Origin of the sequence: Bacillus sp. ISO11 (assembly GCF_003458115.1) — a bacterium.
GTDB classification, from domain to species: domain Bacteria; phylum Bacillota; class Bacilli; order Bacillales; family Bacillaceae_G; genus Bacillus_A; species Bacillus_A cereus.
The window spans coordinates 163,144-187,625 of the sequence record NZ_QXCO01000009.1 but is presented as its reverse complement, the minus strand read 5'-3'; the positions used below and the strand labels follow the sequence as shown (position 1 = coordinate 187,625).

The window sequence follows — 24,482 nt, the reverse complement described above, 5'->3', positions numbered from 1 at the left end:
ACAATGAGTGTAATGAAAGTCAAGCCTAAATAACAGAAATAACAACAAATAATGTGAAGTTGTAAAACGTGTGCAAATAGCAATAAATTCATAAAGTAAAACATAAAATATAATTATTAATTTATATTTTGTATAGAAATAATTTTTCTGTATAAAAAATTTCTTGTCGATCAAAAATGTTTTTGATTCGATAATTCTTAATGGATTATTGATTTGAATTTGCTGTGATGGATTTATAGCAAAATAAATGATAAAAACTGTAGAAATTCGTTTAGATAAGATTTTGTGTAAATCTCACTAAAAATCTCTGTTTCGTCTCATTAAGTATAGTTTACTTGGTTTTTGATACCCGATATCGCTTTGTTCCTATAACTGCCTATAATATATATTATGTTAACTGTAAAAAAGTAATAAACTTACTAAGTTTTAGTTGTGTTTATTATGATCCCCTTTTCCACCGAATTAGTAATGTGTGATTGGTTATGTATTTATTCGCTTTATTAGCTATTGATAATAATATTTTCGGATATAAATTAGATTTTAAATAATAAAAATACAATTCGTTTAATCTGTTCATTTTAAACGAATTGTATTATGATGACGAATATTTTTTTATAACTAGTTTGCTACAGCGATTGCTTCGATTTCAATTAATAAGTTATCGTTAATTAACTTTCTAACTTCTACAGCTGAACTTGCTGGTGGATTATTAGTGTCAATGTATTGATCTCGAATATTTCTCACAATGGCCATTTGAGAAATATCTGTTAAGAAAAATGTTAATTTGACTACATCATTAAATTTTAATTCCGAAGTTTCCAATGCACTTTTAATATTTTCGAATACTTGTCGCGTTTGTGTAGCTAAATCGTCAATTCCAACTATTTGACCGTCAGTGTTAATCGCTACTTGTCCAGATATGTAAATTGTTCGTTTAGCGTTTGTAACTTCGACTACATGCGAGTATCCAAAAGTTGGTGGCATCGTTTCTGGATTGATAAATTTCTTTTGCAAGGCTCTTCTCCCCTTTAAACATTTCATTTTCTTAATGTTAGGTTTTGATTTCAGATTATCCTCTATTTACTAATAATTATTTATCGATTTAGCTGCTACATTTGTAAAAGTGTATTAGCACTTTAATTTAAAGTTATTGATGGATTATGTACGTTTGATTTTTTTTTGTGCTTGTTATAATTACACCTTGTTTTATTAATTCTTCAGTTACTTTTGTATAGAAAAAGTGATCCCACCAGATAAAAAACTCTTCATAAGTAATTTCTTTTGAGTATCTGCTGCTGGCAAAGTATTCTTTTAAAGATTTATCGTTTTCATTAAACAATAAGACTAAATCTTTACTGATCCAAGATGAAGCATTACAAGTAAATATTGAAGTTTCGTTCCTTTTATTTTTATAGATGGCGAATTATCTCCAGAGAAAATCATTTTAGCTTCATAAGCTGTATGTAATATATTCTCCGGAATATTATTAGTAAACACTTCATAACCCCTCCCTTACTAGTAAATTCATTGTAAGATTTATGTATTTACTAACTTCTATAAACGAAAATAAGTATCCTCTAATAATCTCAAATTAAAAACCTTAGCATAGATATACTAAGGTTTTTTGTATTTTTATAATGAATGAATTCTTTCATAGTCTTTTTTAAATTGATTATCATTTTTTAACCAACTTTTAAAAGTTGGTTCCTTTATTTCTAAAATGGAACAAGTTTTAGCGATACATTTATTTTTCATATATTCCTTAAGGAAATTTTGTTTTCTCTGCTTAACAGCAGATTGGGTTCTTTTTAGGTTTCGATCTTTTAATTGATCTAGACTTAGACTTTCTTTCTGAAATTCTTCATATTTTCTATGCAAATAAATATCTTTGTCTTTATAAATCCAATTTGAAAATAGTTGTATTGATTTTCTCCCGGTTAAAATGACGCGATAATGTTTATTTTGATTTAGTAAATCGGCTGGTAAATTGTGATTTTGTAGTACCTGATTTAAAGAATTCATAAAGCTATATGATCCTCCTACAAAGCTTACTGTATACGTTTCATACTTGACGTAACCATCCCCATCAAAATATCCACGAACAAAATGATGTAAATATTCTTCAGGCACGAATGGAAATTTAATATTTAATGATTTACATGGCATGATTCCATGTATGTTCATAAGGTCGTCTTTTATTGTTTTGCTATTAATGTTTAGCATATATACGTCTGTTTTTTTGTTTTGATAAAGTGGCTGGTTGGTGTTTAATTCTTTTTTTATATCTTCTAAAATATAACTTTCTTTTTGTGATATACTGACGCATTGATTTTCTTTTTGTATAACGCCGTCAGCTGCTATAAATCCTAAAATATAAGCCATATTATTTGACCAAGTTTTAAAATAATTTTCTTTTATGTCATACTTTCTCTTCCAACTCCCTATAGCGCGCCTTGGGACGTTGCTGTCTGATAAAACCATACGAATATACCTTGCAGACACATTAGCAAGTGTAGCAATCTCTGAGGTGCTTTTCCCCTCTGCATATAGCTGCGTTATCTCAGATTTTGATAGTTTACATTTTGATTTCTTTTTTCGCTCTATGTGCACTTACATCCTCTCCTTCCTTTCTTTTATTAGAGACATATTTTCTTCTATAACATACAATGAAACATATGTTCTTTGTTGCGTATAAGAAGGAATTTACTAAATAAAAACAATTTACATGTACTTAATATTTGTCTTAGCTGCTGCTATGCGATTTGTACTTTATAGATACAAATAATGAATTTGACGGATTTATGAAATACAAGGCATTTTAGATGAAAGGTAAAATAATATAGTTTAAACTACAAATAGCTACAATAACAACATACGTAAATTGTTAATCGTAAAAAGGAGAACGAATGAATAAGAAATATACAAATCAAATTCATACTGATATGAGTTTTAAACCGAAAGATATTATAAGTTTAATGACGGATTACTTTAAAATAAAATCAAAGCTGCGTCCTATAAAGGATTTGCCTGTTGTTTTATCAAATAAAGATAATGAAGCGTTAGAGAGTGTTACATGGTTTGGCCATTCTGCTTCTCTTTTGAAAATAGAAGGTAAAAAACTGTTATTAGACCCGATGTTTGGAGATGCCTCTTCCCCATTTCCCTTGTTTAATAGTAAGCGTTATAGTGGTGCTTTTTCTTTAGAACGTGATGACCTTCAAGAAATTGATGCGATTATCATTTCTCATAATCACTATGATCATTTGAATTACAAAAGTATTATGCAGTTAAAAAATCGCGCAAAACACTTTTATGTTCCAACTGGAGTTGCACAATATCTTATTAAACGGGGTGTTTCACCTAGTAAAATTAGTGAGCATAATTGGTGGGACGAAATTACGTTTGATAATATTAAGTTAGTATGTGCGCCTGCAAGGCATTTCTCTGGACGTGGTATGACAGATAGAGATCGTTCATTATGGTGTTCATGGCTTATTCTTGGTCAAGAGACTAAAATTTTCTTTAGTGGTGATAGCGGTTATGCCCCTCACTTTAAGGAAATTGGTGATAAATACGGTCCATTCGATCTTACATTAATGGAATGCGGGCAATATGATCCGAGGTGGTCTGCTATTCATATGTTGCCTGAAGAAACGGTACAAGCTCATATTGATGTTAAAGGAGAATTACTTCTTCCGATTCATTGGGGTGCTTTTACGTTAGCATTACACGAATGGAGTGACCCGATAGAACGTGTTACGAAAGAAGCTAACCGTTTAGGAGTTAAAATTACAACGCCACAAATTGGCGAATCTATTACGTTAAAATCTACAGACTATCCTTTATCCGCTTGGTGGAAGGAAATTTAATTTTAAAATATAAAAAGAGCGAATCCTCTTATAAAGAATTCGCTCTTTTTTCTGTATTTAAACTTATTTCACTATATTGGATCTCCCACTATCTAATACTCTATTTGCTGGTACACTGGACATTTCAACCACTGTATTCATACTCTTATCAGTCAGTTCAATGAGTTCGTTTTCATGTTTTATTTTATTTAAATCCCACACCATCCCATGAAATTCATTATGTTGACCACTTACCTGTATAATGCTTTTTGTTTTATTTGAAGGCTGTATTTGAAGGTTTGTAAATTGATTCCCACTAATTTCATTTGGCGTAGTTACTTGACTATCCATATAAATCATATTTACACAGTCTTCTAAAGAAAAGTTCATAAAACGATTGGCATTTATCCAAGCTTGTCCGGTGCTCGGTTTTTTCGCTACTAATTTCAGTCCAGTTTCCATTCCTACAACTTTAATATTTTCGAAGTTAACAAACGAAATTTCATTTTCTTTTCCAGCAGAGTATAAAGAAATTCCGGTACCTTTATTCGTTTCCGTCCAATTGATAATATTTATATCTTTTATTTGTGTTTTGTTCCAAGTGTTATAATATTTATTTTTACCGTCTAAATAAATAACTTCAGAGTTAAATTTAGGATCGTCAATAGTTATATACGCTCCTTCAATGGATGCGTTTTTCTCTAGTTCTAAAACTCTAAAGTTTCCCTCAACTACAAATTGGGATCCATAACCAAATAATAATTTCACACCTTTTTTAACAATGATTGGTGACGTGATTTTATACTTTTTATCATCAAGCAATACAGTTTTAATTTTACTAGACTCTGCTTTATTAATAGCAGATTGTATTTTTATTGAATCATTTTCCCCTTTAAAGTTTTCTACATACAAGTTAGTACTTTTAGCTGCATAGTCTTTTTTGTTGTATTGATAAAAAGCAAAAATAATTAAAACTATACCAATGAGTAAAACAATTATTTTCTTCATCGTACTCACCCCATATCGATTAATCTATGGCTTTTATATTCAGGTTATTATTATTTTGCTTTGTATTTCAGATTACCATTGCTGCTTTGTCTATTAATCCCTTCCTCTATCCTTAATAAGCTCTTACTGGCGATATAAGATGTACTGCTGCAGATTGCTCTCCTGCTTCAATCAATATCGGTCGCATAGAACCTCCAAAACTTAAAGTAATCGTTTCTTCTTTTATTGCTCTTAAAGCATCAACCATAAAACGCCCATCGAAAGATATATTTAATTGTTTTTCACCTTGAATCGCATCTATTTGTTGCGTTTCAGATATTTTCCCAATTTGAGAAGCGTTTGAAGAAATTTTAATTGTGGATTCGTTTATGATTTCTAAGTTAACATTGTTATTAGCCCATTCACTTGCTAATAAACTTGATCGGTCTACACCTTGTAATATCTTTTTTCTATCTACGTTAATAATCGTTTTAAAATCATTTGGAATAAGGTTAGAAATATTAGGATATTTCCCTTCAATTAGTCTTGAATATAATGTAGTTGTTCCGAGCGTAAATATAATATGACTCTCTGAAAGGTAGATATATACGAATTCCGAATTGCTGTTCATTAATTTTAGAAGTTCACTAATGGTTGCGCTTGGTACAATACAATTTGCTTTTACATCTGAGGAAAGTAATGTTTCGCGTATCGCTAGTCTATGTGAGTCAGTTGCAGCACAAATTAACTTATTATTAGATAACTCTATATGCACCCCAGTAAGAACAGGTCTAGATTCATTTTTTGCTACCGCAAAGACTGTTTGTTTAAATACTTCAATCAATTGCTCTGTCTCTACCTTGATTTCTGCATGATTGTCTATAAGCGGTACATTCGGAAACTCATCTGCAGGAAATCCATTTAAACTTAATGTGATTTCTTCTGATTGTATCTTAATAGTTTGCTCATTCTTACTTTTTATTGCGATATCACTTGGCATTTTCTTTATTATTTCAATGAAATACTTTGCAGGTACAACAATAGTTCCTACCTTTAAAATAGTTGCAATCTTTTCGTCTTCAATTGAAACAGGAATGAATTTTTCAATAAAAATATTTGAGTTACTTGCAATTAAAGTAATTCCAGATTGATCTGCAGTTATTTTTATACCAGATAATATAGGAATTAAAGATTTTGTTGATATTGCTTTGTTGACTTCTGAAAGTGCTTGAGTGAATTGTTTGTGATTAACGATAAACTCCATGTTTCCCCCGCCTTACATGAGATAATATTTTTATGAAGATTGATGAACGATTGTTCCGTTAAAAAAATAAGGTACTGTTTCTTTCTTTTGTAATAAATATAGTAAATGTTCTGGTATGCGTAAATACGGTGCTGCTATATGTAATTCCATCCAAGTAATCTCTTCGATTTCTTTTGGCCTTGATATATATGTCTCCCCGCCGATTATTTCGCCTAGAAAATTAAAGAAAATTGCATGATGATCTCTTTCCTCGAAAAAGGCTTCACTGATAGAACAAATCCCGTTTACGTTTATATGTAACCCTGTTTCTTCTTTTACTTCTCGAATTACTGCTTCTTCTAATGTTTCTCCTAGTTTAACTGCGCCACCTGGTAATGTATAATAAGAACCATTTTCCCCTTTGTTTTTTACCATTAAGATCTTTTCATTAGTTTTATCGTACAAAATCGCGTATGTAACATTAACTTTTTTCATATGTACCTCCTCTATTTTAAATAAAAGGAATTTTCTGTCTTCTATTCATTCTACCATTAACTCCTTTTAATATATATAAGTTAGTTAAGTCTTGCCTTTACCGCTATTGTTGGAGTTAATAAGAATAGGCTACTGATATAAAAAAAGAACGTACCTTAGGAAGATTATCCAAAGTACGTTCTTGCAGTTTTAGTATAAAAATTGATTCAATTAATACTGAAATTAATAATAACCTCGCCCTTATTGCATTTGTATTTCAAATACTAACGTTAACAAATTCTATATACTTTTTAACCGTTTTTCTAAATAATAATGATTATGTCCTTTCGGATGATCTTCACTTACTCCAATTACTTTATATCCATGTTTCTTATAAAAATCAGGTGCTTGGAAACTAAAAGAATCTAAATTAATTAACCTACACCCTTTTTCAATTTCAAATTCTTCAATAAGCTTTATTAACTTGCTTCCGTAACCTTCATGCCTATATTCTTCAGAAACCCATAGAAAGTCAACGTGTACATGGTGCCAAAAAGTTATTGCCGTTACCCCACCTACTATTTCTTCTTTTTCATTTCTTACTATGAAACTAACCTTTTCTGAAGGTGTTTTTTCTTCATCTGCAAGATATTTTTGATTGTATTCAATTACTTTCTCTCTTATGTAATCACTATCTTCTTGTACCCACTGCTGTACTATTTTCATTTTAAGTGTCACGCTCCTTTTTACTTATCTATTCAATTTTATAATGAAATTGTCCTGTCTTTAATAAGTTCGTAAAGAAGCAAAGTTAATGGAATAAAAAAGAGCCCTAACATGAGGACTCTTTTTAAAATTAAGCTAATTTCCGATGTAAATGTTTTAGTTCCTTTTTCTTTTCTACATTTGGTGGGCGGATTAATATTGAAATAATGAAGGAAATAACACTTAAAACACCGATTATAATGAAAGTTGGTTGAAATCCCCCGAGTATCGCTCCAATAAATGATCCTGCAAGCGCACCAAATCCGAAACCTTGGTAGACAATCCCGTAATTTGTACTATGGTTTTTTAATCCAAAGAAATCTCCGACAATAGCTGGGAATATAGTTATATTACCGCCGAAGCAAAAGGCGACACTTGCTACACAAGCAAAATAGATTCCGTAATTTAGCGGAATAAAACTTAAAGTAAAGACTGACAATCCTATAATAATAAACGTTGCAGAGACAATTTTCATTCGGCCGATTTTATCTGATAACGTCCCAAGAATAATTCTACCTACTGTATTAAAAATTGCAATCATAGCAACGGCGTTTGCAGCGGTTGCTGCGCTAAGTCCAACGAGTTGTACACCGATATCTTTTACCATACTGATTAAATACAAACCACCCATACACGAGGTGAATAACATAAAAAATAGCAGATATACTTGTTTCGTTCGCATCATTTCACGCGGAGTATAGTCATTGTGCAATGTTTCAGTTACAGCATTACTTACAATTGCCTCACGTAAGAAGAACGATCCGATTAACACTAAAAGTAACACGATAATACCCCAATATAAGAATGCTTGTGATACACCAAGGTTATCGATAAGATTTCCGTTTATATATCTAAAGATTAAGCTGCCCATTCCATACGCTGATACAGATATACCTGAAATAAGCCCTTTCCGATTTGGAAACCATTTAATTAAATTAGATAGTGATGTAATATAAGCTGTTCCATCCGCATAACCAACAACAACACCAGCTAATAAATATAATAGTGGTAAGGAAGAAACTTGTGAACTAAGTATTAAGCCGAGTCCTAAAACAATTCCTGCAGTAGCAATAAGTTTCCGAAGTCCTAATTTTTTCTGCAATTTTGCTGCAAATAAAGTTGAGAATGATAAAGAAAAACTTGTTATAGAGAAAGTTATCGCTACTGAATTAAGATTCCATCCAAACTTACTTACAAGGGGTTGATTAAATAAACTCCATGTATAAATTGTTCCAAGGCCAATTTGAACAATGATTGTACCTAGAACAATTAGTAACGGATTTATAGAAGTTTGTTTCATACTAACTGTCCCCTTCTTTTATCTTGACATAGATTTTCACAGTTAGTATATCCATCGTAAATTGCAAGATACTGTACGGAAAATGGTAATTAAGTTCATATACACAAAAAGACACTTCATAAAGAAGTGTCTTTTGCAGGTTATATCAGATGTTTCTAAAGAAAGCTTTGTTAAGATAAGCCATTTTCGAATGCTTATGTATATATGTTATCAAATAATTTCTTATATGTGATGAGACTTAAGACGTATTTTTCATTCATCATATAGTCGGATGAAAAATTAATATTCGATTTCATCAAAATCCTTCGGCTGCGGTACAGTTTGCATATTAGCTGCATCTTTAGGATCGCTATAAATTGCATTTTGCTCTGTATTTACATCTTTTATATTTTGTTTTTTATTTTTGTTCACTTTATCTTTCACTTACAATCACTCCTTTTTGTTATAGGAGTAATTATGCCCTATTACCGTTACTAAATGTATCAGCGACTAAATTACTAAATTCACGTAAATAATATAAGTAATTATCACCGCCGTAGTTATATCTTTTGTTATACATTTTTACAACAACTACATTATATTCAGGTATTACTAAAATAGTCGGTCCAGTAATCCCTAATATTTGATATGACCCTTTTGGAACACGTTCACCAAGTTCGCTTAATTGTGCAGGTTCATTTTGAACGAACCAAAACAAGCCATTTTGTGGTAGCTCTTTATTTACATATGTTGGACTCTGCAAACTCGTAGCGATTTTTATAACTTCTTTTGGAACAATTTGCTTACCGTTTATCACACCTTGGTTTAAATGAAGATTGCCCCAATAAGCAAATTCTCTAGCTGAGACAAACAGATTTTTTTCAGTACCGTCATCTACCGTACCAATTTCACTAGTCGCGTCTTCATTTGGATTATTAACAACGTCAACTAAATTTTCATCTCGCTGAACTCTCCAACCTGTTTCTTGAAAATTAGCAGGCTTAAAAACACGCTCCTTTAACAATTCAGGAAAACTTTTGTTATATAGCTGATAAATAAGACGTGTCATCATTCTTACATTAATATCTCTATATGCCCATGCTTGTCCCGGTTCAAATTCACGAAAAATTGTCCCGTCATTCATTTCTTCTAATCCGTGCGAATGTGTTACTAAATGTCTTATCGTTGTTTTACCAAGCAATGCAGGATTAAAGTCTTTAAAATATTTTATCGCTTCATCATCAATAGAGTTTATTTTCCCCTCGTAAAGCGCATACGCTATCATTAATCCTAAATAACTTTTTCTAGCAGAAGCAACGTTGAACTGCGAAGATGCGGTTACTTTTTTATTAGTCGATGTATTTGAGTGATAACCGCTATAATGCTCTAATACGACTTTATTATTTTTTATAATACAAATTGCTGTAGCAGAACTATGATTTTTTTCTTTTATATTCTCTACCCAAGAAATCAACTTATCATATGTATACAAATAAATCCCCCTTAATACACATCAAAATTACAGCATGAAAGAAAAGTATAAACAGTATTTACACCTTTCTTTCATATAAAATATTAATGATGTACTATATTTAAATAATCCACCAGTTCCAGCAATTAAAGCAACCAAAACATCCGGCACAACCTACGCAACCACCACATCTGCCACCGCCGCAACCGCCACAGCGTCCACCACAACCTCCGCATCCGCCACAACGACGTGCATCGCCTTGGATGTAATAATATGGATATTGGCTTTGTTGTTGATCCCAATACACAACATTACCAGTTTGATAATCATTAAGGTTTAATGTTTGTAATTCATGTTGAAACTGATTCATTACGAACCCCTCCATTTATAAATATAAATTTAGCCCAAACGTTAAAGTTTATATATTTTTGTAAACAAAATAGAAACAAGACTATAGACTAAATGCGTACATCAACAAAATATGAACTTACACTAGGTGATGTACCTTGTTTTTCAGCCTATTTTCTTTATATTTATTCGATGGACGTATTTACTATAAATAAAGTGATTTAAAAATTACTAATCCAACAATTTAGTAGTTCATCACTTAACTTTCTTTCTAGTAATTCCTTCACTAAAGGCATTGGCATGATTTCATAATGATTTAAGGCTTCTTTATTATAATCTATCCAGTGAAATGCTAAATGAGACTCGCTCGATTTCGGTGTTAAGTCCGTATGTAAATCTTGTGACTCTACTTCAAAAATGTGATTAATTTCATGATGGAGCACTTCTTTATCTTGCCATTGATTTTCTATGACTCCTAAAAATTGTTGTATACTACAGTTTACTCCAAGTTCTTCTCTTAACTCTCTTATTAATGCATTCTCTACTGATTCTCCAATTTCAACATGGCCACCAGGTAAAAAATAATGATGGCCAATATATTCAGCAACTAATAATTTTTCATCTTTTATCATGACTGCTCGTACAATATGATGGAATTTACTTTTCAATTGATATTCCTCCTAGTTATTCAATGTATAGTTGCTCAAAATAGTCATTTAGTATTGGTATAATATAAATCATAGGTGTTTCATACGGATGCATATCATTAATAACTTCAAGAGCATCTTTTACAAGTTCTCGTTTACACTTTATTTCAACTTTACATTCTTGCCCTTAACATATTCGACCAATTTCTCCATTAAAAGGAGATGCCTCATCTAAAGGTCTCCAATATCCTTTCACTGAACTATAGGAAAGACAATGGTCATATTCGCCCGTTTTACATGCTCCAATTTTATTTAATTCATCCCTTAATGTTTCAATATATTCTTCAGGAATGAATACTTCAATTTTCAATTCAGTAAATTGCATATTTCATTTCACACCTTTACTTCATAATAGTTAAACAAATAAACGATATACTTGCTCACCATCATACTCCTGTCCTAATGATATGAAACCATATCGTTCATATAGTTTCTTTGCAGAGATATTATCTTTATGTACTGTTAATCTTATTTCTTTACACGATTTAAACGTATTTTTTATTATATTAATACTTTCTTGTAATGCTGCTTTTCCATAACCATTACCTTGCTGCGATTGATCAATAATAAATCCGTTAATCCAATACATATCCGATGTCTCTCTTACAACAGCATGCATAACAAAACCAACCATAAGGTCACCATCGTATATAGCGAATGGTATGTACTCTACATTGTCACCATCTGGTTTTATATATACTTTAGCAAGCGAAACTGCTACGGATGGAACAAATTTCAACTGATTTTCTTTAACTTGTAGTTTTAATGCTTCTTCCCAATTTTCTCTCGTAACAACCTTTAACCGGACATTCAATATTGTAAGCTCCTTTATATAGAGGATGTATGTTTATATTCAACGCGTTGAAATAATTCCCTTTTTCGACAACAACTTATAACATAATTTTTATAAAATCTTGAATAAATTTTTGTTCATCTATTTCTAATGCTATACGGGCTCCTTCAGATATAGAGCTAAGGCGAAAATCAGCAAATGTTTGTCCTTTCGTATCTCCGTATGTATCAACATTCACTGTACGATGTACAAATTCAAAAAAGCTTGGATTTACTAATCCACTTATAGCAACCACATCATGAAGCAATGGCCCTTCGATAGATGGATTAAGTTTTTGGTATGCAGATAAATAGTAATCATACATCGGTTTCATTATCGTATGAAATGGATTCTTTGAATTAGCTTGGATATAATTAAATACATTTGGAGTTAACACAGCTTTATTTGTTACATTTAAAGGGAATATGAATAAATTCTTTGCTTGCTGAAAAACAATTTTACTTGCTATAGGATCTCCATACACATTTGCCTCTGCTAATGGAGTAACGTTTCCTACTTCTAAAAAGACACCACCCATGAAATATATTCCTTTTACATTTAGTATTAAGTCATTCCATAAATTAAGAGCAATTGCTAACGAGGTAGATCTTCCTACATCAACAATCGTCAAATCTTTTCCGTACTTTATAAGAATCGCAGCAATACTGCCAAAATTGTATATTGGAATAGATAATACATTTTCTGGAACATGGATAGGCCCTAATCCTTCTGCTCCGTGAATTTCAGGGTAGTACGTAGTAATTTCTTCTGTTAGTGGTTTTGTTGCACCACTAATGACAGGAATGTCTTGTCTATTTGCTAACTGCAAAATATACGCTGCATTATGTGCAGCATGTATATGCTCAACATTTCCGTATCCAGTTACAATACCGACAATTTCAATTTCGGGATGCAGTAAGCCATACATAATGGCAAATGAGTCATCAATACCTGGGTCTCCGAAAAATAATACTTTTTCCAAGAAATACGCTCCTCTCACGAAAAAATTGAGTCATTAGTAACTATGTATATGAAAAAAGCAAGTATATCTATGCAAATTTTAGAATGGATAATGTTTTACAAAATATTAAAAAGGAACTAGCGTATGCTAATTCCTTTCTTGAGTAACCATTCTCAAATTTAATTAATTATCGTATCCTTCATAAATTGCATCATTTATTTGATTTTGTATTTTTGTATCATCAGGTACAGGTTTCCACCAATTTCCTGTAATAAATAACATAGTTAATAAATTATAACTATCACTAAAATAACTTTCTCTCTTATTCTTCATCCAATCCCAACCGCTATTTACCCACTTTTGATTATTGCTACTTGTTATACTTGCAGCAATAAACGGTGAAACAAATACAGCAGTTGAATAACTACCAATATTAGATCCATTTAATTGATAACCATCCACAATTTTAGAAGGATTTCCATTCGTTTTATTTTGAATCCACGAAGAAACTTTATCAGAAATGACTTTACTTCTTTTCTCGCCGTACATCGCATAGTCCATTACAATTCTCAATGGTACCCGACTAGCATTGTAATAATATGCATTTGTATATTCTGACTCATCTAAGAAGTCTTTAGGTGCGGGTTGTGGTGGGTTTTTTACAACGAAATCTGAAATAAGTCCTGTATTTGGAGAGTATGTATTACTAAATTGCGTATAAACATCGTACAAATTATTAATAACAGTAAGCCAAGTTTTATCACCTGTAAATTCATAAAATGCTCTAAGGTGTGACATCATCCAATCAGATGGTCTCGTATCAAGTGAACTTTTAGAATCCCAATCTCCTAAATTTAGTCGGTTATTATTTGTAACATTACTAGCTTTAATACCTTTTGTAATCATGTCTTGTGCTTCTTTCAAATAATTAACTGTTCCATTAGATCCCCACTGCTTATGAGCAAGAAGAAGAGAATACGCAATATCTAAATCTCCATCAGTAGCAGAATCAAAATGACCTTGTGCTTTTTTACTATCTGCGACAACCCATCCCATTAAATTAGGATTTTGAGAACTTTTAAAAGTTCTTGCTGTTTTAAATAAACCGTCATAGATTTTTTGAGCATTCGAATCATAACCAGCCATTAATACTGTAATTATCATCCCATACCCTTGACCTTCTGAAGTTCCAAGTGGCTTAAACCCATCTGCATCACCTGTAATCTCTCCTTTTACGTAATAACCACCAGGTAAAGAAGATAAATCATTTTTCAAATATTTCTTTTTCCAATTATCGTAGTAACTTCTTACAGAAGCATTTAAACTTTCCTGTGTAACATGATTCGGTTTTATAACACCTGCATAATTAACTTGCTGGGGAAATGGTTTCATTTCCTTTGCAGCAGCTACTTGTTGATTAACTACGGGAATAGAATTTTGTACTGAATTGTCCGTTACACTTGCTGCGAAACTAGAATTAGAAAAACTAGCTAGTCCGATTCCTACAATAGAAATACATGTGAAAATTTTTCTTTTTCCATTCATTATGTTGTCAGCTCCTTTTAAAATGCTTACTACATAAAATGTAACATACAATATTTAACTGAAATACAAAATATTATATTTATCAACATAAGAAAGAAACTATATAAAAAAGTATCTTAAAGTCATTATTGAATTACATTATACGGATTGATTATTTGCTAAATTCCCATGTTTTTCTTTTCTTAATACTGGTATATGAGCAATCACAATTCCAAGTATAGTAATCACGCCGCCAATTATCGAAACTAAAGTTGGCACTTCTCCTAACCATATCCAAGCAATGAAACACGCAGTTATTGGCGTTAAATATAGAGAACTTGTTGCTTCAGAAGCACCAGCACGAGATATAATATAGGCCAATGCAATATACGGGAGTACTGTTGGAAAGACACCTAAATATATAACGCTCAAGTTAACTTCAAGAGGAGCTGCTAGTATTTCTTGATAAACTCCAGGTAAGAAAATAAGCATACATATAGTACTAGACAAAATTGTATATATGGTAAATGGTAAGAAGCTGTATTTTTTTAAGTAAGATGTTTGGAAAACGAAAAATAGACTTTCTGAAATTGCCGCTAATAATATAAATAATCCCCCGCTATTTAATTGAATAGCGTCGCCTTGGCTAAATGAAATTAAGGCAATTCCTGCAAAACTCATTACACCACCGATCCAGCCATTTAATTTCATTTTTTCATTCAAAAAAACAAAAGCAAGAATTGCCGTCACTATTGGAGTGACTGAAATTATTAAACTTGCAGATCCAGCATTTACTGTTTTTTCGCCGTAGTTTAATGCGATGTGATAAATAGTAAACCCTAAAGCACCAAATATAAAAAATGCTGGGATATCCTTTAAATCCGGTAGTCGTAGTTTGTATATAAATGAAAATAACAAAAGTATAAATGAAGCGATTAATAAGCGTAGTAAAGTAAGGTGTTCAGGCGTATAAGATTCAAGCCCCATACGAATTGCTGGAAAAGCAGTTCCCCATATAAGAATTGTAAAAGCGTGAGCACATATAATGCGTAAATCCCATTTTTTATTATGCATGTTTTCTCTCCCTCCCTAATAAACCAACCATTTTTAAATTACCAATTATTTCTTTTCATCATATTTAATAGTTGATACAATGTCTTCAACCAGTTATTTATCGGAAAAACCAACCACTTTGAATCTTTTAAATAAACGAGGGAGTTTTTTTATATGACAAACGATAAAAAAGTGCCCAAATATCGGCAGATAATAGACTATATGAAAGAAAAAATTGAAAACGGAGAATGGCCAATTGGAAGTAAAATCCCTAGTCAGCGGCAGTTAGCAAAATTATTTCATGTAAATCGAAGTACTGTAATAACTGCGCTAGATGAACTTATGGCAGATGGTTTAATTCAAGGACAAATCGGAGCAGGAACAATTGTAACAAATAATACATGGTCATTATTAGCAACTAATCCCCCGCCTGATTGGAGTGAATATGTAAAGGCCGGTATTCATAAACCAAGTAAGTTAATGGTGCGAGAAATAAATGAAGCAGAAGCAAATAAAACGCTTATCCATCTTAGTAAAGGTGAACTTGCACCTCATCTTTTCCCGCTCGAAACTATGCAATCTATAATAAAAAACGTCAGTGAGGAATTAGATTATTTCGGATACGAAGAACAAAAAGGTTTTTATCCGTTACGTGAAGCAATAAGCAAATATGTAAGATCATTTGGAATACATGCATCACCGGGTTCTATATTAATAGTGTCTGGTGCACTCCAAGCATTACAATTAATATCAATTGGTCTTTTACATAGAAAATCAACTGTTTTACTTGAACAACCTTCTTACTTATATTCACTTCATGTTTTTCAATCAGCAAATATAAATTTATCCGGTATATCAATGGATTATCACGGTATTTTACCTAATGACTTATTAAAACGAATTAAATATAGTCAAAAGAATAATATTTTATACTCAATCCCTTGTTTTCAAAATCCAACGGGGATATTGATGTCCAAAGAGCGAAGAAAAGAAATATTAAAAATATGTGAAAAAGAGCAGTTGCCTATCATCGAGGATGATATTTACCGGGAGTTATGGATTGATGAATCACCTCCAGCTCCTTTAAAGTCGATGGATAAACATGGACATGTATTATATATTGGTAGCCTCTCTAAAACACTTAGCCCTGGACTTAGAATTGGATGGATAATTGGACCTGAGCCTGTTATTGATAGGTTGTCAGATATAAAAATGCAAACAGACTATGGATCGAGTTCTTTATCTCAAAGAGTAGCTGCTGAATGGATAAATGAAGGTTTTTATGAAGAACATGTAGCAAACGTAAGAATGCACCTGAAAGAACGAAGACAAATAATGATACGAGCTTTAAATAAATATTGTGCAGATATTGCATCGTGGGATATTCCTAGTGGTGGAGTTTTTATATGGCTAAAGGTTGTACATAACATTCCGATGAAAAAACTATTTTCAGAGGCGCTATCAAAAGGAATTCTTTTAAACCCGGGACGTATCTATGAAGAAGAATCAGATCAGTACATTCGTTTATCATATGGATATGCTTCTCCAGAACAAATGACTTACGGGGTTAAATTGCTCAGTGAATTAATTCGGAAGTTAACAGCATAAAAAAATCCTCTTTTGTTTTTGGAGGATTTTTTTACGTATCTTATTTACCACAATTTCATTTCCTGCCCTAATAAAATAAGTTCTTCATAAGGATCTCCGTCAATATTTAATACTTGAGCAAAAGCAGGTTCTGTTTTTAAACCTTGTTCCTTTAAGTGAATAACTTCTTCCCTTATATGGGGATGCTGCATTAATAACATGTGTTCCACTATCATATGTCTATATGCATTTTGATTACGCACTGGCTTAGGTTGAGCAAATAATTCAAATTCAAAACCTTCGAATTCAAAATTCACCTTTATCGATTCAGTACCTTTCATTTTTTTCTTTTTTATATTGAACCCTCTATAAGAACCATATAAAGATCTCATTTCCTGCTCAAAAACATCAAAGTTATATACTTCCATTACAATATCTAAGTCAGATTGAGGAGTATCAATTCTTATCGGGATTGTCCCGCAAAGAACGGGATTATATAAAGCTAAATCCTCCATTATGTTTAGGCTATTCAAAACATCATATATTTTTTGTTGCTTGTCATTGCCCGATTGTAAATATGTAATAGATGTAAACATGGAAGTCTCTCCTTCATTTCACGTAATACGTGTCTCACTAAACTCAAGAAAAATTTGTCCGTTTAAACTTGTTCTTGAAGTACCTTTACTTCAATATATTAAAGTGAATAAACAATATGTTTCAACTTTTCTCCTATGCTGCAATACTATAAAAATAAAAAGGGAGGAATTATGATGAGGATTTTCAACATTCTTTTAACCATCCACATATTATTTGGAACGATATGTTTAATAACTGGGATAATAGCGATGGTTGCTCAAAAGAAGAAAGGTAAACATACGGAATGGGGTGAAATATATCACGCATCCTATGTCGTTATCACCGTTACTGCCATTATATTATCCATTATAAACTGGGATAAAATCGCATATTTATTTTATGTAGCAATCTTCTCTTATTCATTTGCGATTTATGGATACCTTGCACGAAAAAAACGTTGGAAAAATTGGCTCCATCACCATATTAGAGGTATGTTAGGCTCTTATATCGGTGCTGTTACTGCACTTTTAGTAAATGTCGGTATTCATATTCCCTTAATTAATTTATTGCCGCCTATATGGTTTTGGTTTTTACCTACATTAATCGGTATTCCTCTCGTAGCCAGTGTATCAAAAAAATATAAAAAGCGTAGTTAAACTTCATTACATTTTCGTTACTTTCTGATGATTATTATGAAAAATCATACTCAATGTAATATTTTATTTATAAATTCAAGATCGTATTGCTTTAAGTTAGTCACTTAGCGCTAAATAAGAAGAATCCAATAACAGTATTGGATTCTTTTTCAAATTTCATTTCAATATCGGCTTTATGCATTCAATGATGTTACCATTTGGACCAAAAACCATCTTTGTATACTTGTGGGTACTTGTTTTATTGGTTCAGTGATAATTACACCATTATAGTTTAAGATTGTAATAACGAATGTAAACGATCCGGGTAATTCGTAAACATCCCATCAACGCCCCATAAAAGTAACTTTTTCATATCTTTTTCATTATCTACAGTAAATGGATGAACTTCTAATCCGTGTTTCTTTATTCTCTTTACATAAGCGGAATCAATATATTTATAGTTCATCCCAAGACCGATGCAGTATGTTTTATACTTTTTTATCTCTAATTCAGTTAATTGAACTGCCTTTTTGTAAGGTAGTAATTGTACTAGCGGTAAAGTAACATCTAAACTATGAATTTTTTGCAGACTTTCTTCACTAAATGATTGAATAATAACGTTATCACTTATTTCGTAGTGCTTTATAATTTCTAATAGCTTCTCTTCCATACCAGCGTATTCATCTGGTGATTTTGTTTCAATATAATAGTTTGCACCATTCCCGAACGTTTCAATAATTTCTTCTAGTGTTGGGACTTTAGCATCTTCAAAGTCTTTCTTTGCTAAACTTGGATGCTTTTCATTGAAAAAAGAACCTGCATTAAGTTTCTTTATTTCTTCTAATGTATGTTCCTTAACTAGACCCGTACCATTTGTAGTGCGGTTTACTGTTTCATCATGCATAGCTACTAAATGTCCGTCTTTTGTCATTTGAAGATCAATTTCTATATAATCTCCTTTTAATTGTTGTCCTAATTTATACGCTGCTATTGTATGTTCCGGCGCATACGCAGAAGCGCCTCTATGTGCAATGTTTTTTATATGATTTGCTTGATTAATAGCTTTCGTGTACTTACGTTCATCTACTTTATGTAAAACGAAAGTACCTAGTAATATAATGGTGCAAATGATTGTAATGATATATATCTTTTTCATAATGATGTATTAACTCCTACATGAAAGCAATTTGGATCGAATAATTTATTCAATTAAATGTCGATTTTCAAATACAGTCATTTGTCCAACAGATTGAAAACCAGCCTTTTTATAAATATTAATCCCATCAGGTGAAGCTTGTAATACGCATTGAGCAACTTTCAATTGTTTTGCTTCTTGCAGCAAGTAATTAAACATAGTGGAGCCAAATCCTTGCCCTCGCATTTTTTCTTTAGTTGCTATATCATAAATACCAATACTATCTTTTGTACATACTAATGAACCAACAGATACGACTTCATCTTTAAAAATCCCTAAATATAGTTTCATATTTTCACTATTCCATAAATCGAAAGAAGCAGTTTCATTATAAAATGTTTGCACATGTATACCTTCCTCTGATGTACCAAATAGATTAGCTAACGTTTCCCCAAACTTTTTAATTTGTCCTAACGAAGATGCTCTTTGTATCGTAAAACCTTCTGGCATTTTTATTGTTGGTTGAATTGTCTTTAAGTCTGCTACCATCGCAATATTTTGTTCTGCTTCTTTTAAGCCAAGTTTTATTAATTCGTTTTTTATAGCCTGTTCATAGCTATTATCCCAAAACCAAACACACATTGGAAACTTCTTTTTATTATAGTTGTTTATCACTTTATATAATTTCTCAATGTCTTCCGTTACATCATTGTTTAGTAAAGTAATGATATTAAATGTATCTGCAGGTAAACCACAATCTACAGCAATGTAGTCCTTCGTTTCTTTTACATTCATTCCATGTACATGACGCGCAATATATGACATTTTATATGTGAAGTTATCTATTAATAACTGTTTATAATTCATTCTTTTTTCTCCTTTCATAAAAATTCGTATTCAAATCGTTCAGTATTAAATATAACATATACGAAATGTAACTATTTCTATAAAAATATCTCTATAAATCACTCTATACGCTCTGAAAGAATTAAAAATGATATAACGTTGTCGGAATGAAAAAAGTGGTATATAATAAATATTAACATTACTAGTAATTATTTTAGGTATTCCTAGAATAAAGGAGCGATACATATGAAAATTACTATTTATTTCGGAAGTCATGAAGATCAAGATGTTCGTACTATGGACTGTCATTTAGATGTAGAAGATACAGAAGAGATTGTTTCTGTATCATAATATAAATTGTAGGGATGAACCCTCTTCCCTACAGCGTTTAAGGCACCCTTTACAGGTGTCTTTTTTGTTGTTTTTTTCGTCAAAAACCCTTTACTTTATAGCGTTTTAATAGTAAAATATAAACATACGAACAAACGTTCTTTTTATTTTAAACGTACATGAAGGGATGATTTTAACAATGGCTCCATTAAAGCGCAGAGGAAGAAAAAAGCAAGCACCTATTATTTCAAATACAGGCTTTATCGGCTCTGTCTTTATTGATACATTGGAGTTACAAAAGAAATCCTATTATTTCGCTCGTAAAAAACTTCAAATTGTTCATCACGTATTAGATGGTCTCTCTGGAGCAACAAGTGCTTTATTTAAAGAACATAACATTTCAGCATACATGTCATGTGTGTATTTACATAAACAAAAGAAAATTGGCTTTGTTCTTTCAACGAAACCATTTGAACAAAGTGATGGCGTTGCTTATTTTGTCAATTATTTAATCGAAAAGAATTTTTACGGCGGCCATGACGAAGATGTAGAATATCAAGAAGTATTTAATACAGGTTTTATCGGTGTAGTATTCGCTGATTTATCTAGTATAGATCGCTTTAATTTCGAGTTTGAAATGGGTATGCTAACGAAATTAATGAAAGATATGATTATTCCGGTTAAAGAACTCTTTTTACGCCACAATGTACCGGCATACATTTCCACTTCTCATCTAGAGGAACAAAACAAATTAGGTTTCGTTCTCTCTGTAAAGCCATATGACGAACGCGCTGAAGCAGATTTATATTTTGAAGCATATTTAAAAGAACGAGGATTATTTATTGGTGATGAAGAAGATGAAATTGATAAGATCGTTATTAGAAAAACAGCTGAATTACGATAGAAAAGCGCAGGATTAGAATCCTGCGCTTTTTAAGTTACGTTAAACACTATAATCTTTTGAATGAATTTCTAAATTTAACTTATTTGCTAAAATTTTATTCAAAATAAAAAATACAATCCCCCCTGCAATAGGAAGCGTGTAGGCTGGAATGAAATTTAATAATAGTCCTGATATTGCAAGTGCTATTGGCTGCATTATTTTACCTAAGCTTAATCCAATACTAAGAACTCTTCCTCTATATTCTTCAGGAATCTCATTTTGCATGAAATACATTAAAGGAATATCAATTTGTGCTATCATAAATCCTAAAAAGAACATAATCATGCAATACGTAGTAACATATACCAAATTATTTACTACAATAGATTTAAATAAAACAGGTATTCCTGAAACTATCATAAAAATTGCCAACATAAAACTTATTTTCTTCAATAGATAAGAATAAGAAAAACAATCAGTTATCTTTTTTACTAATATTGCACCAACTATCATACCTATCGGAAAAGTACCTTGAATCATACCAAATTGCTTAGAACTAAGATTGAGAACTGTGTTAATAATGTATGGCAATGGAACAGTTACAGCAAAGCCTAAAAAGAAATTAAGTGAAATTAAAATACTAAAAGTATTTTTTAAGCTTTTCCGCTCCAATAAGTAAGAGTATCCCTCCTTTATATCTTCAATAAAATTAATTTCTCTAATTGAACATTCCTCATTTATGTTTTGCTCGCACAATTTAAAGTTTATAAACAATATGGATATAGCCGAAAGGATAAATGAAATACCGTTAATAATGATAAAAGTTTTTATATCCAAGATTGCAAAAACAATGCCCCCTAACATAGGCCCTAAAATTAAAGATATAGAATCGATAATTTTACTTATAGAATTAATACTCATTAACCGTTCTTTAGTAACCATATTCGGTTTTACGGCCTCTAATCCTATTCCAAAAAACGTTGTAAATACTGTCATAAGAAGGGTAGTAGTATAAATAATGAATAAGTTTAATCCATAATAGTTGCTTAATATATAAACAGTTATTAATAAGCACCCGCTTAATACATCCATGCAAACGACGAGTTTCTTTTTATCAACCTTATCAGCAATGACACCGGCAAATGGATTCATAACAATCATTGGAATCGTTCCTAATATGAGCGTAATCGCAAAATTTAACGCAGATCCGGTTATTTGTAAAACATACAATCCTAATGCAAAACTATAAATAGAGCTACCGAATAGTGATACTGTTTTTGCAATTGAATATAAACAAATATTTCTTAGTTCTTGGTTTCTTTTTTTATTTTCTATATGTAATCGTAAACTTCCCATCACTTTCCCCTCACTTTTCTTTGTATTACATAAAGTGTAAATTCTCGGGTTAACCCAATATCAATACACTGTGTTTAAAAATTACTACAAAGAAATGAAAAAAGATGGGGTTAACCCCGTGCACATCAACTGAAGATATTAGTGCATCCTACAACGATAAAAAATAAAATAATTAATAAGATCACATGTACAAATGCTAATTTTTTATTGAAATATAAAAAGTAATATGGTATCTTCTATTACATTGATTAATTACATATGAGAATCATGTATAACTCCAAGAATATGGCTTGGGGGTCTCTACCAGGAACCAAAAACTCCTGACTACAAAATGCGTATTATAGCGTTTGTAGTCAGGAGTTTTTTTGTTCTAAGGTAAATAATGACGAGAAGGGATTACAAAAAATGAATTTCAAAGTATTTATATTAGCTTTAGCAACGATAGCGGTAGGTCTTGTAGAGCTTATCGTTGGAGGAATATTGCCAGACATCGCTAAAGATTTTAATGTTTCATTAAGTTCCGCTGGTCAATTAATTACAATTTTCGCCTTTACTTATGCAATAGCAGGTCCTGTATTATTGATTTTCACAAGTAAAGTGGAAAGAAAAAAATTATATATTATTTCACTTTACATTTTTCTAATTGGTAATCTACTTACTTATTTTAGTCCGAGCTTTACTTTTATGATGATAGCAAGAATTTTAACTGCTATGAGTACTGCTTTAGTTGTAGTACTTTCCCTAACAATTGCAGCTAAAATTGTTAATCCCGTTTATCGAGCAAAAGCATTAGGATTAATTTATATGGGTATTAGCTCTTCACTTGTACTAGGAGTACCACTAGGCATATTAATTTCAAACACATTTGGCTGGAGAATTATTTTTTTATGTATAGCTATTTTATCATTGGGGTCTATTATCTTAATTTCAGTATTTTTAGATAAAATACCTGGAGAGGAAAACCGAACTCCTTTATCTATCCAATTAAAGGCCGTTTGTAGTCTTAAACTAGGATCTGCCCATCTAGCTACCATGTTTATGTTAGCAGGACACTATACTCTATATGCTTATTTTACTCCTTTTTTAGAAAATAAGTTTCACCTAAGCCCTTATTGGATTAGCATATTTTATTTAGTGTTTGGTATAGCTGCAGTAAGTGGAGGAGCGTTTGGCGGTGTATTATCAGATAAAATAGGCGCTCAAAAAAGTATTGTGATAGTTATTACTCTATTTGCTCTAATCTTATTTATATTACCGTTTACGGCAGTTTCTATTATCCTATTTATTCCTGTTATGATAGTTTGGGCTGCATTGAGTTGGGGGCTTGCACCACCTCAACAAAGTTATTTAATCCAAACTGCCCCGGATACGTCAGATATACAGCAAAGTTTTAATAATTCAGCCCTACAAATAGGAATTTCACTCGGCTCTGCAGTTGGAGGTATAGCTTTAAAACAAGTACATAATGTCGCCAATATGGCCTGGGTTGGTGGATCTTTAGTTTTATTATCTTTAGGTTTGGCTATCTTTTCTCTTACTAGACATACACCGACAAGAGACTGTCCAGTGAGTGCTAAACATTTAGATTAACATTCTCTTTTTCTTTTCATCGTAAAAAGTATAGATAGGAATCGTCATAAAT

The 24,482-nt window shown here is 31.6% G+C and carries 25 protein-coding genes, 2 pseudogenes and 1 riboswitch; of the genes and pseudogenes, 5 read left to right on the top strand and 22 right to left on the bottom strand.

Features of this window, described 5'->3' with window-relative positions; genetic code table 11:
• Positions 1 to 618: 618 nt before the first annotated feature.
• The 4 genes and pseudogenes from D1166_RS12645 to D1166_RS12635 form a co-directional block, all read right to left on the bottom strand.
• Positions 619 to 1,014: a RidA family protein gene (locus tag D1166_RS12645; RefSeq protein ID WP_001169714.1), complete on the bottom strand. Its 396-nt coding sequence runs from the start codon at positions 1,012 to 1,014 to the stop codon at positions 619 to 621.
• A 133-nt stretch (positions 1,015 to 1,147) separates the two neighbouring features.
• Positions 1,148 to 1,360, bottom strand: a pseudogene (locus D1166_RS12640) (hypothetical protein); the annotation flags it as partial.
• Positions 1,345 to 1,497, bottom strand: a complete 153-nt coding sequence (locus tag D1166_RS31280) for a hypothetical protein (protein WP_002005131.1) — start codon at positions 1,495 to 1,497, stop codon at positions 1,345 to 1,347. The pseudogene D1166_RS12640 and the gene D1166_RS31280, both read right to left, overlap by 16 nt.
• Positions 1,498 to 1,632: 135 nt before the next feature.
• The gene (locus D1166_RS12635; RefSeq protein ID WP_084064245.1) at positions 1,633 to 2,610 is read right to left on the bottom strand and encodes an LAGLIDADG family homing endonuclease; all 978 of its coding nucleotides are present in this window, start codon (positions 2,608 to 2,610) and stop codon (positions 1,633 to 1,635) included.
• A 296-nt stretch (positions 2,611 to 2,906) separates the two neighbouring features.
• Between D1166_RS12635 and D1166_RS12630 the strand changes: the two genes are divergently transcribed.
• Positions 2,907 to 3,869 carry an MBL fold metallo-hydrolase gene (locus D1166_RS12630; RefSeq protein ID WP_097861997.1) on the top strand — a complete coding sequence of 321 codons (963 nt, stop codon included), beginning with the start codon at positions 2,907 to 2,909 and terminating at the stop codon, positions 3,867 to 3,869.
• A 63-nt stretch (positions 3,870 to 3,932) separates the two neighbouring features.
• Here the strand turns inward: D1166_RS12630 and D1166_RS12625 are convergent, their stop codons facing one another.
• The 14 genes and pseudogenes from D1166_RS12625 to D1166_RS12565 all read right to left on the bottom strand — a co-directional run bounded on the left by D1166_RS12625 (position 3,933) and on the right by D1166_RS12565 (position 15,513).
• Positions 3,933 to 4,856 (bottom strand): hypothetical protein, encoded by a 924-nt coding sequence (locus D1166_RS12625; RefSeq protein WP_000721076.1) that lies wholly within the window; start codon positions 4,854 to 4,856, stop codon positions 3,933 to 3,935.
• Positions 4,857 to 4,968: 112 nt separating this feature from the next.
• The gene (gene dnaN / locus D1166_RS12620; protein ID WP_000394482.1) at positions 4,969 to 6,099 is read right to left on the bottom strand and encodes a DNA polymerase III subunit beta; all 1,131 of its coding nucleotides are present in this window, start codon (positions 6,097 to 6,099) and stop codon (positions 4,969 to 4,971) included.
• Positions 6,100 to 6,129: 30 nt separating this feature from the next.
• Positions 6,130 to 6,573: an NUDIX hydrolase gene (locus D1166_RS12615; RefSeq protein ID WP_000757608.1), complete on the bottom strand. Its 444-nt coding sequence runs from the start codon at positions 6,571 to 6,573 to the stop codon at positions 6,130 to 6,132.
• Between the two features lie 279 nt (positions 6,574 to 6,852).
• On the bottom strand, positions 6,853 to 7,278 hold the full coding sequence (locus D1166_RS12610; protein ID WP_097861996.1) for a GNAT family N-acetyltransferase: 426 nt from the start codon (positions 7,276 to 7,278) through the stop codon (positions 6,853 to 6,855).
• Positions 7,279 to 7,408: 130 nt separating this feature from the next.
• The gene (locus D1166_RS12605) at positions 7,409 to 8,617 is read right to left on the bottom strand and encodes an L-lactate MFS transporter (RefSeq protein ID WP_000815135.1); all 1,209 of its coding nucleotides are present in this window, start codon (positions 8,615 to 8,617) and stop codon (positions 7,409 to 7,411) included.
• A gap of 279 nt (positions 8,618 to 8,896) precedes the next feature.
• Positions 8,897 to 9,040, bottom strand: a complete 144-nt coding sequence (locus D1166_RS31275) for a hypothetical protein (protein WP_000653680.1) — start codon at positions 9,038 to 9,040, stop codon at positions 8,897 to 8,899.
• A 31-nt stretch (positions 9,041 to 9,071) separates the two neighbouring features.
• On the bottom strand, positions 9,072 to 10,088 hold the full coding sequence (locus D1166_RS12600) for a serine hydrolase domain-containing protein (protein WP_097842471.1): 1,017 nt from the start codon (positions 10,086 to 10,088) through the stop codon (positions 9,072 to 9,074).
• Positions 10,089 to 10,188: 100 nt separating this feature from the next.
• Positions 10,189 to 10,437 (bottom strand): heterocycloanthracin/sonorensin family bacteriocin, encoded by a 249-nt coding sequence (locus D1166_RS12595; RefSeq protein WP_001071345.1) that lies wholly within the window; start codon positions 10,435 to 10,437, stop codon positions 10,189 to 10,191.
• A gap of 199 nt (positions 10,438 to 10,636) precedes the next feature.
• The gene (locus D1166_RS12590; RefSeq protein ID WP_000836836.1) at positions 10,637 to 11,083 is read right to left on the bottom strand and encodes an NUDIX domain-containing protein; all 447 of its coding nucleotides are present in this window, start codon (positions 11,081 to 11,083) and stop codon (positions 10,637 to 10,639) included.
• A gap of 16 nt (positions 11,084 to 11,099) precedes the next feature.
• Positions 11,100 to 11,447, bottom strand: a pseudogene (gene cutA, locus D1166_RS12585) (divalent cation tolerance protein CutA).
• Between the two features lie 30 nt (positions 11,448 to 11,477).
• Positions 11,478 to 11,936 carry a GNAT family N-acetyltransferase gene (locus D1166_RS12580; RefSeq protein ID WP_097861995.1) on the bottom strand — a complete coding sequence of 153 codons (459 nt, stop codon included), beginning with the start codon at positions 11,934 to 11,936 and terminating at the stop codon, positions 11,478 to 11,480.
• Between the two features lie 76 nt (positions 11,937 to 12,012).
• Positions 12,013 to 12,936 carry a nucleoside hydrolase gene (locus D1166_RS12575; RefSeq protein ID WP_097861994.1) on the bottom strand — a complete coding sequence of 308 codons (924 nt, stop codon included), beginning with the start codon at positions 12,934 to 12,936 and terminating at the stop codon, positions 12,013 to 12,015.
• 162 nt (positions 12,937 to 13,098) lie between these two features.
• Positions 13,099 to 14,460 carry a family 8 glycosyl hydrolase gene (locus D1166_RS12570; RefSeq protein WP_053513066.1) on the bottom strand — a complete coding sequence of 454 codons (1,362 nt, stop codon included), beginning with the start codon at positions 14,458 to 14,460 and terminating at the stop codon, positions 13,099 to 13,101.
• Positions 14,461 to 14,598: 138 nt separating this feature from the next.
• Positions 14,599 to 15,513 carry a DMT family transporter gene (locus D1166_RS12565; protein WP_097861926.1) on the bottom strand — a complete coding sequence of 305 codons (915 nt, stop codon included), beginning with the start codon at positions 15,511 to 15,513 and terminating at the stop codon, positions 14,599 to 14,601.
• Positions 15,514 to 15,666: 153 nt separating this feature from the next.
• Between D1166_RS12565 and norG the strand changes: the two genes are divergently transcribed.
• Positions 15,667 to 17,100, top strand: coding sequence for an efflux pump transcription regulator NorG (norG, locus tag D1166_RS12560; protein WP_097861927.1), 1,434 nt, complete (start codon positions 15,667 to 15,669; stop codon positions 17,098 to 17,100).
• Positions 17,101 to 17,144: 44 nt separating this feature from the next.
• Here norG and D1166_RS12555 read toward each other — a convergent pair whose 3' ends face one another.
• The gene (locus D1166_RS12555) at positions 17,145 to 17,675 is read right to left on the bottom strand and encodes a DUF4269 domain-containing protein (RefSeq protein ID WP_000495169.1); all 531 of its coding nucleotides are present in this window, start codon (positions 17,673 to 17,675) and stop codon (positions 17,145 to 17,147) included.
• Positions 17,676 to 17,849: 174 nt separating this feature from the next.
• Here D1166_RS12555 and D1166_RS12550 point away from each other — a divergent pair, with 174 nt between their 5' ends.
• Positions 17,850 to 18,311, top strand: coding sequence for a DUF2306 domain-containing protein (locus D1166_RS12550; RefSeq protein WP_097861928.1), 462 nt, complete (start codon positions 17,850 to 17,852; stop codon positions 18,309 to 18,311).
• A gap of 271 nt (positions 18,312 to 18,582) precedes the next feature.
• Here the strand turns inward: D1166_RS12550 and D1166_RS12545 are convergent, their stop codons facing one another.
• The gene (locus D1166_RS12545) at positions 18,583 to 19,446 is read right to left on the bottom strand and encodes a glycerophosphodiester phosphodiesterase (RefSeq protein ID WP_000725521.1); all 864 of its coding nucleotides are present in this window, start codon (positions 19,444 to 19,446) and stop codon (positions 18,583 to 18,585) included.
• A gap of 45 nt (positions 19,447 to 19,491) precedes the next feature.
• Positions 19,492 to 20,292, bottom strand: a complete 801-nt coding sequence (locus tag D1166_RS12540) for a GNAT family N-acetyltransferase (RefSeq protein WP_097856708.1) — start codon at positions 20,290 to 20,292, stop codon at positions 19,492 to 19,494.
• A 508-nt stretch (positions 20,293 to 20,800) separates the two neighbouring features.
• Here D1166_RS12540 and D1166_RS12535 point away from each other — a divergent pair.
• Entirely contained in the window at positions 20,801 to 21,505 is a 705-nt protein-coding gene (locus D1166_RS12535) for a hypothetical protein (protein WP_000035356.1), read from the top strand.
• A 39-nt stretch (positions 21,506 to 21,544) separates the two neighbouring features.
• Here the strand turns inward: D1166_RS12535 and D1166_RS12530 are convergent, their stop codons facing one another.
• Complete coding sequence (locus D1166_RS12530; protein ID WP_097861929.1) at positions 21,545 to 22,840, bottom strand: MFS transporter; 1,296 nt, start codon at positions 22,838 to 22,840, stop codon at positions 21,545 to 21,547.
• Between the two features lie 247 nt (positions 22,841 to 23,087).
• A riboswitch (purine riboswitch) is annotated at positions 23,088 to 23,187 on the top strand.
• A 58-nt stretch (positions 23,188 to 23,245) separates the two neighbouring features.
• Between D1166_RS12530 and D1166_RS12525 the strand changes: the two genes are divergently transcribed.
• Entirely contained in the window at positions 23,246 to 24,430 is a 1,185-nt protein-coding gene (locus D1166_RS12525; RefSeq protein WP_069605339.1) for an MFS transporter, read from the top strand.
• Positions 24,431 to 24,482 lie beyond the last annotated feature (52 nt).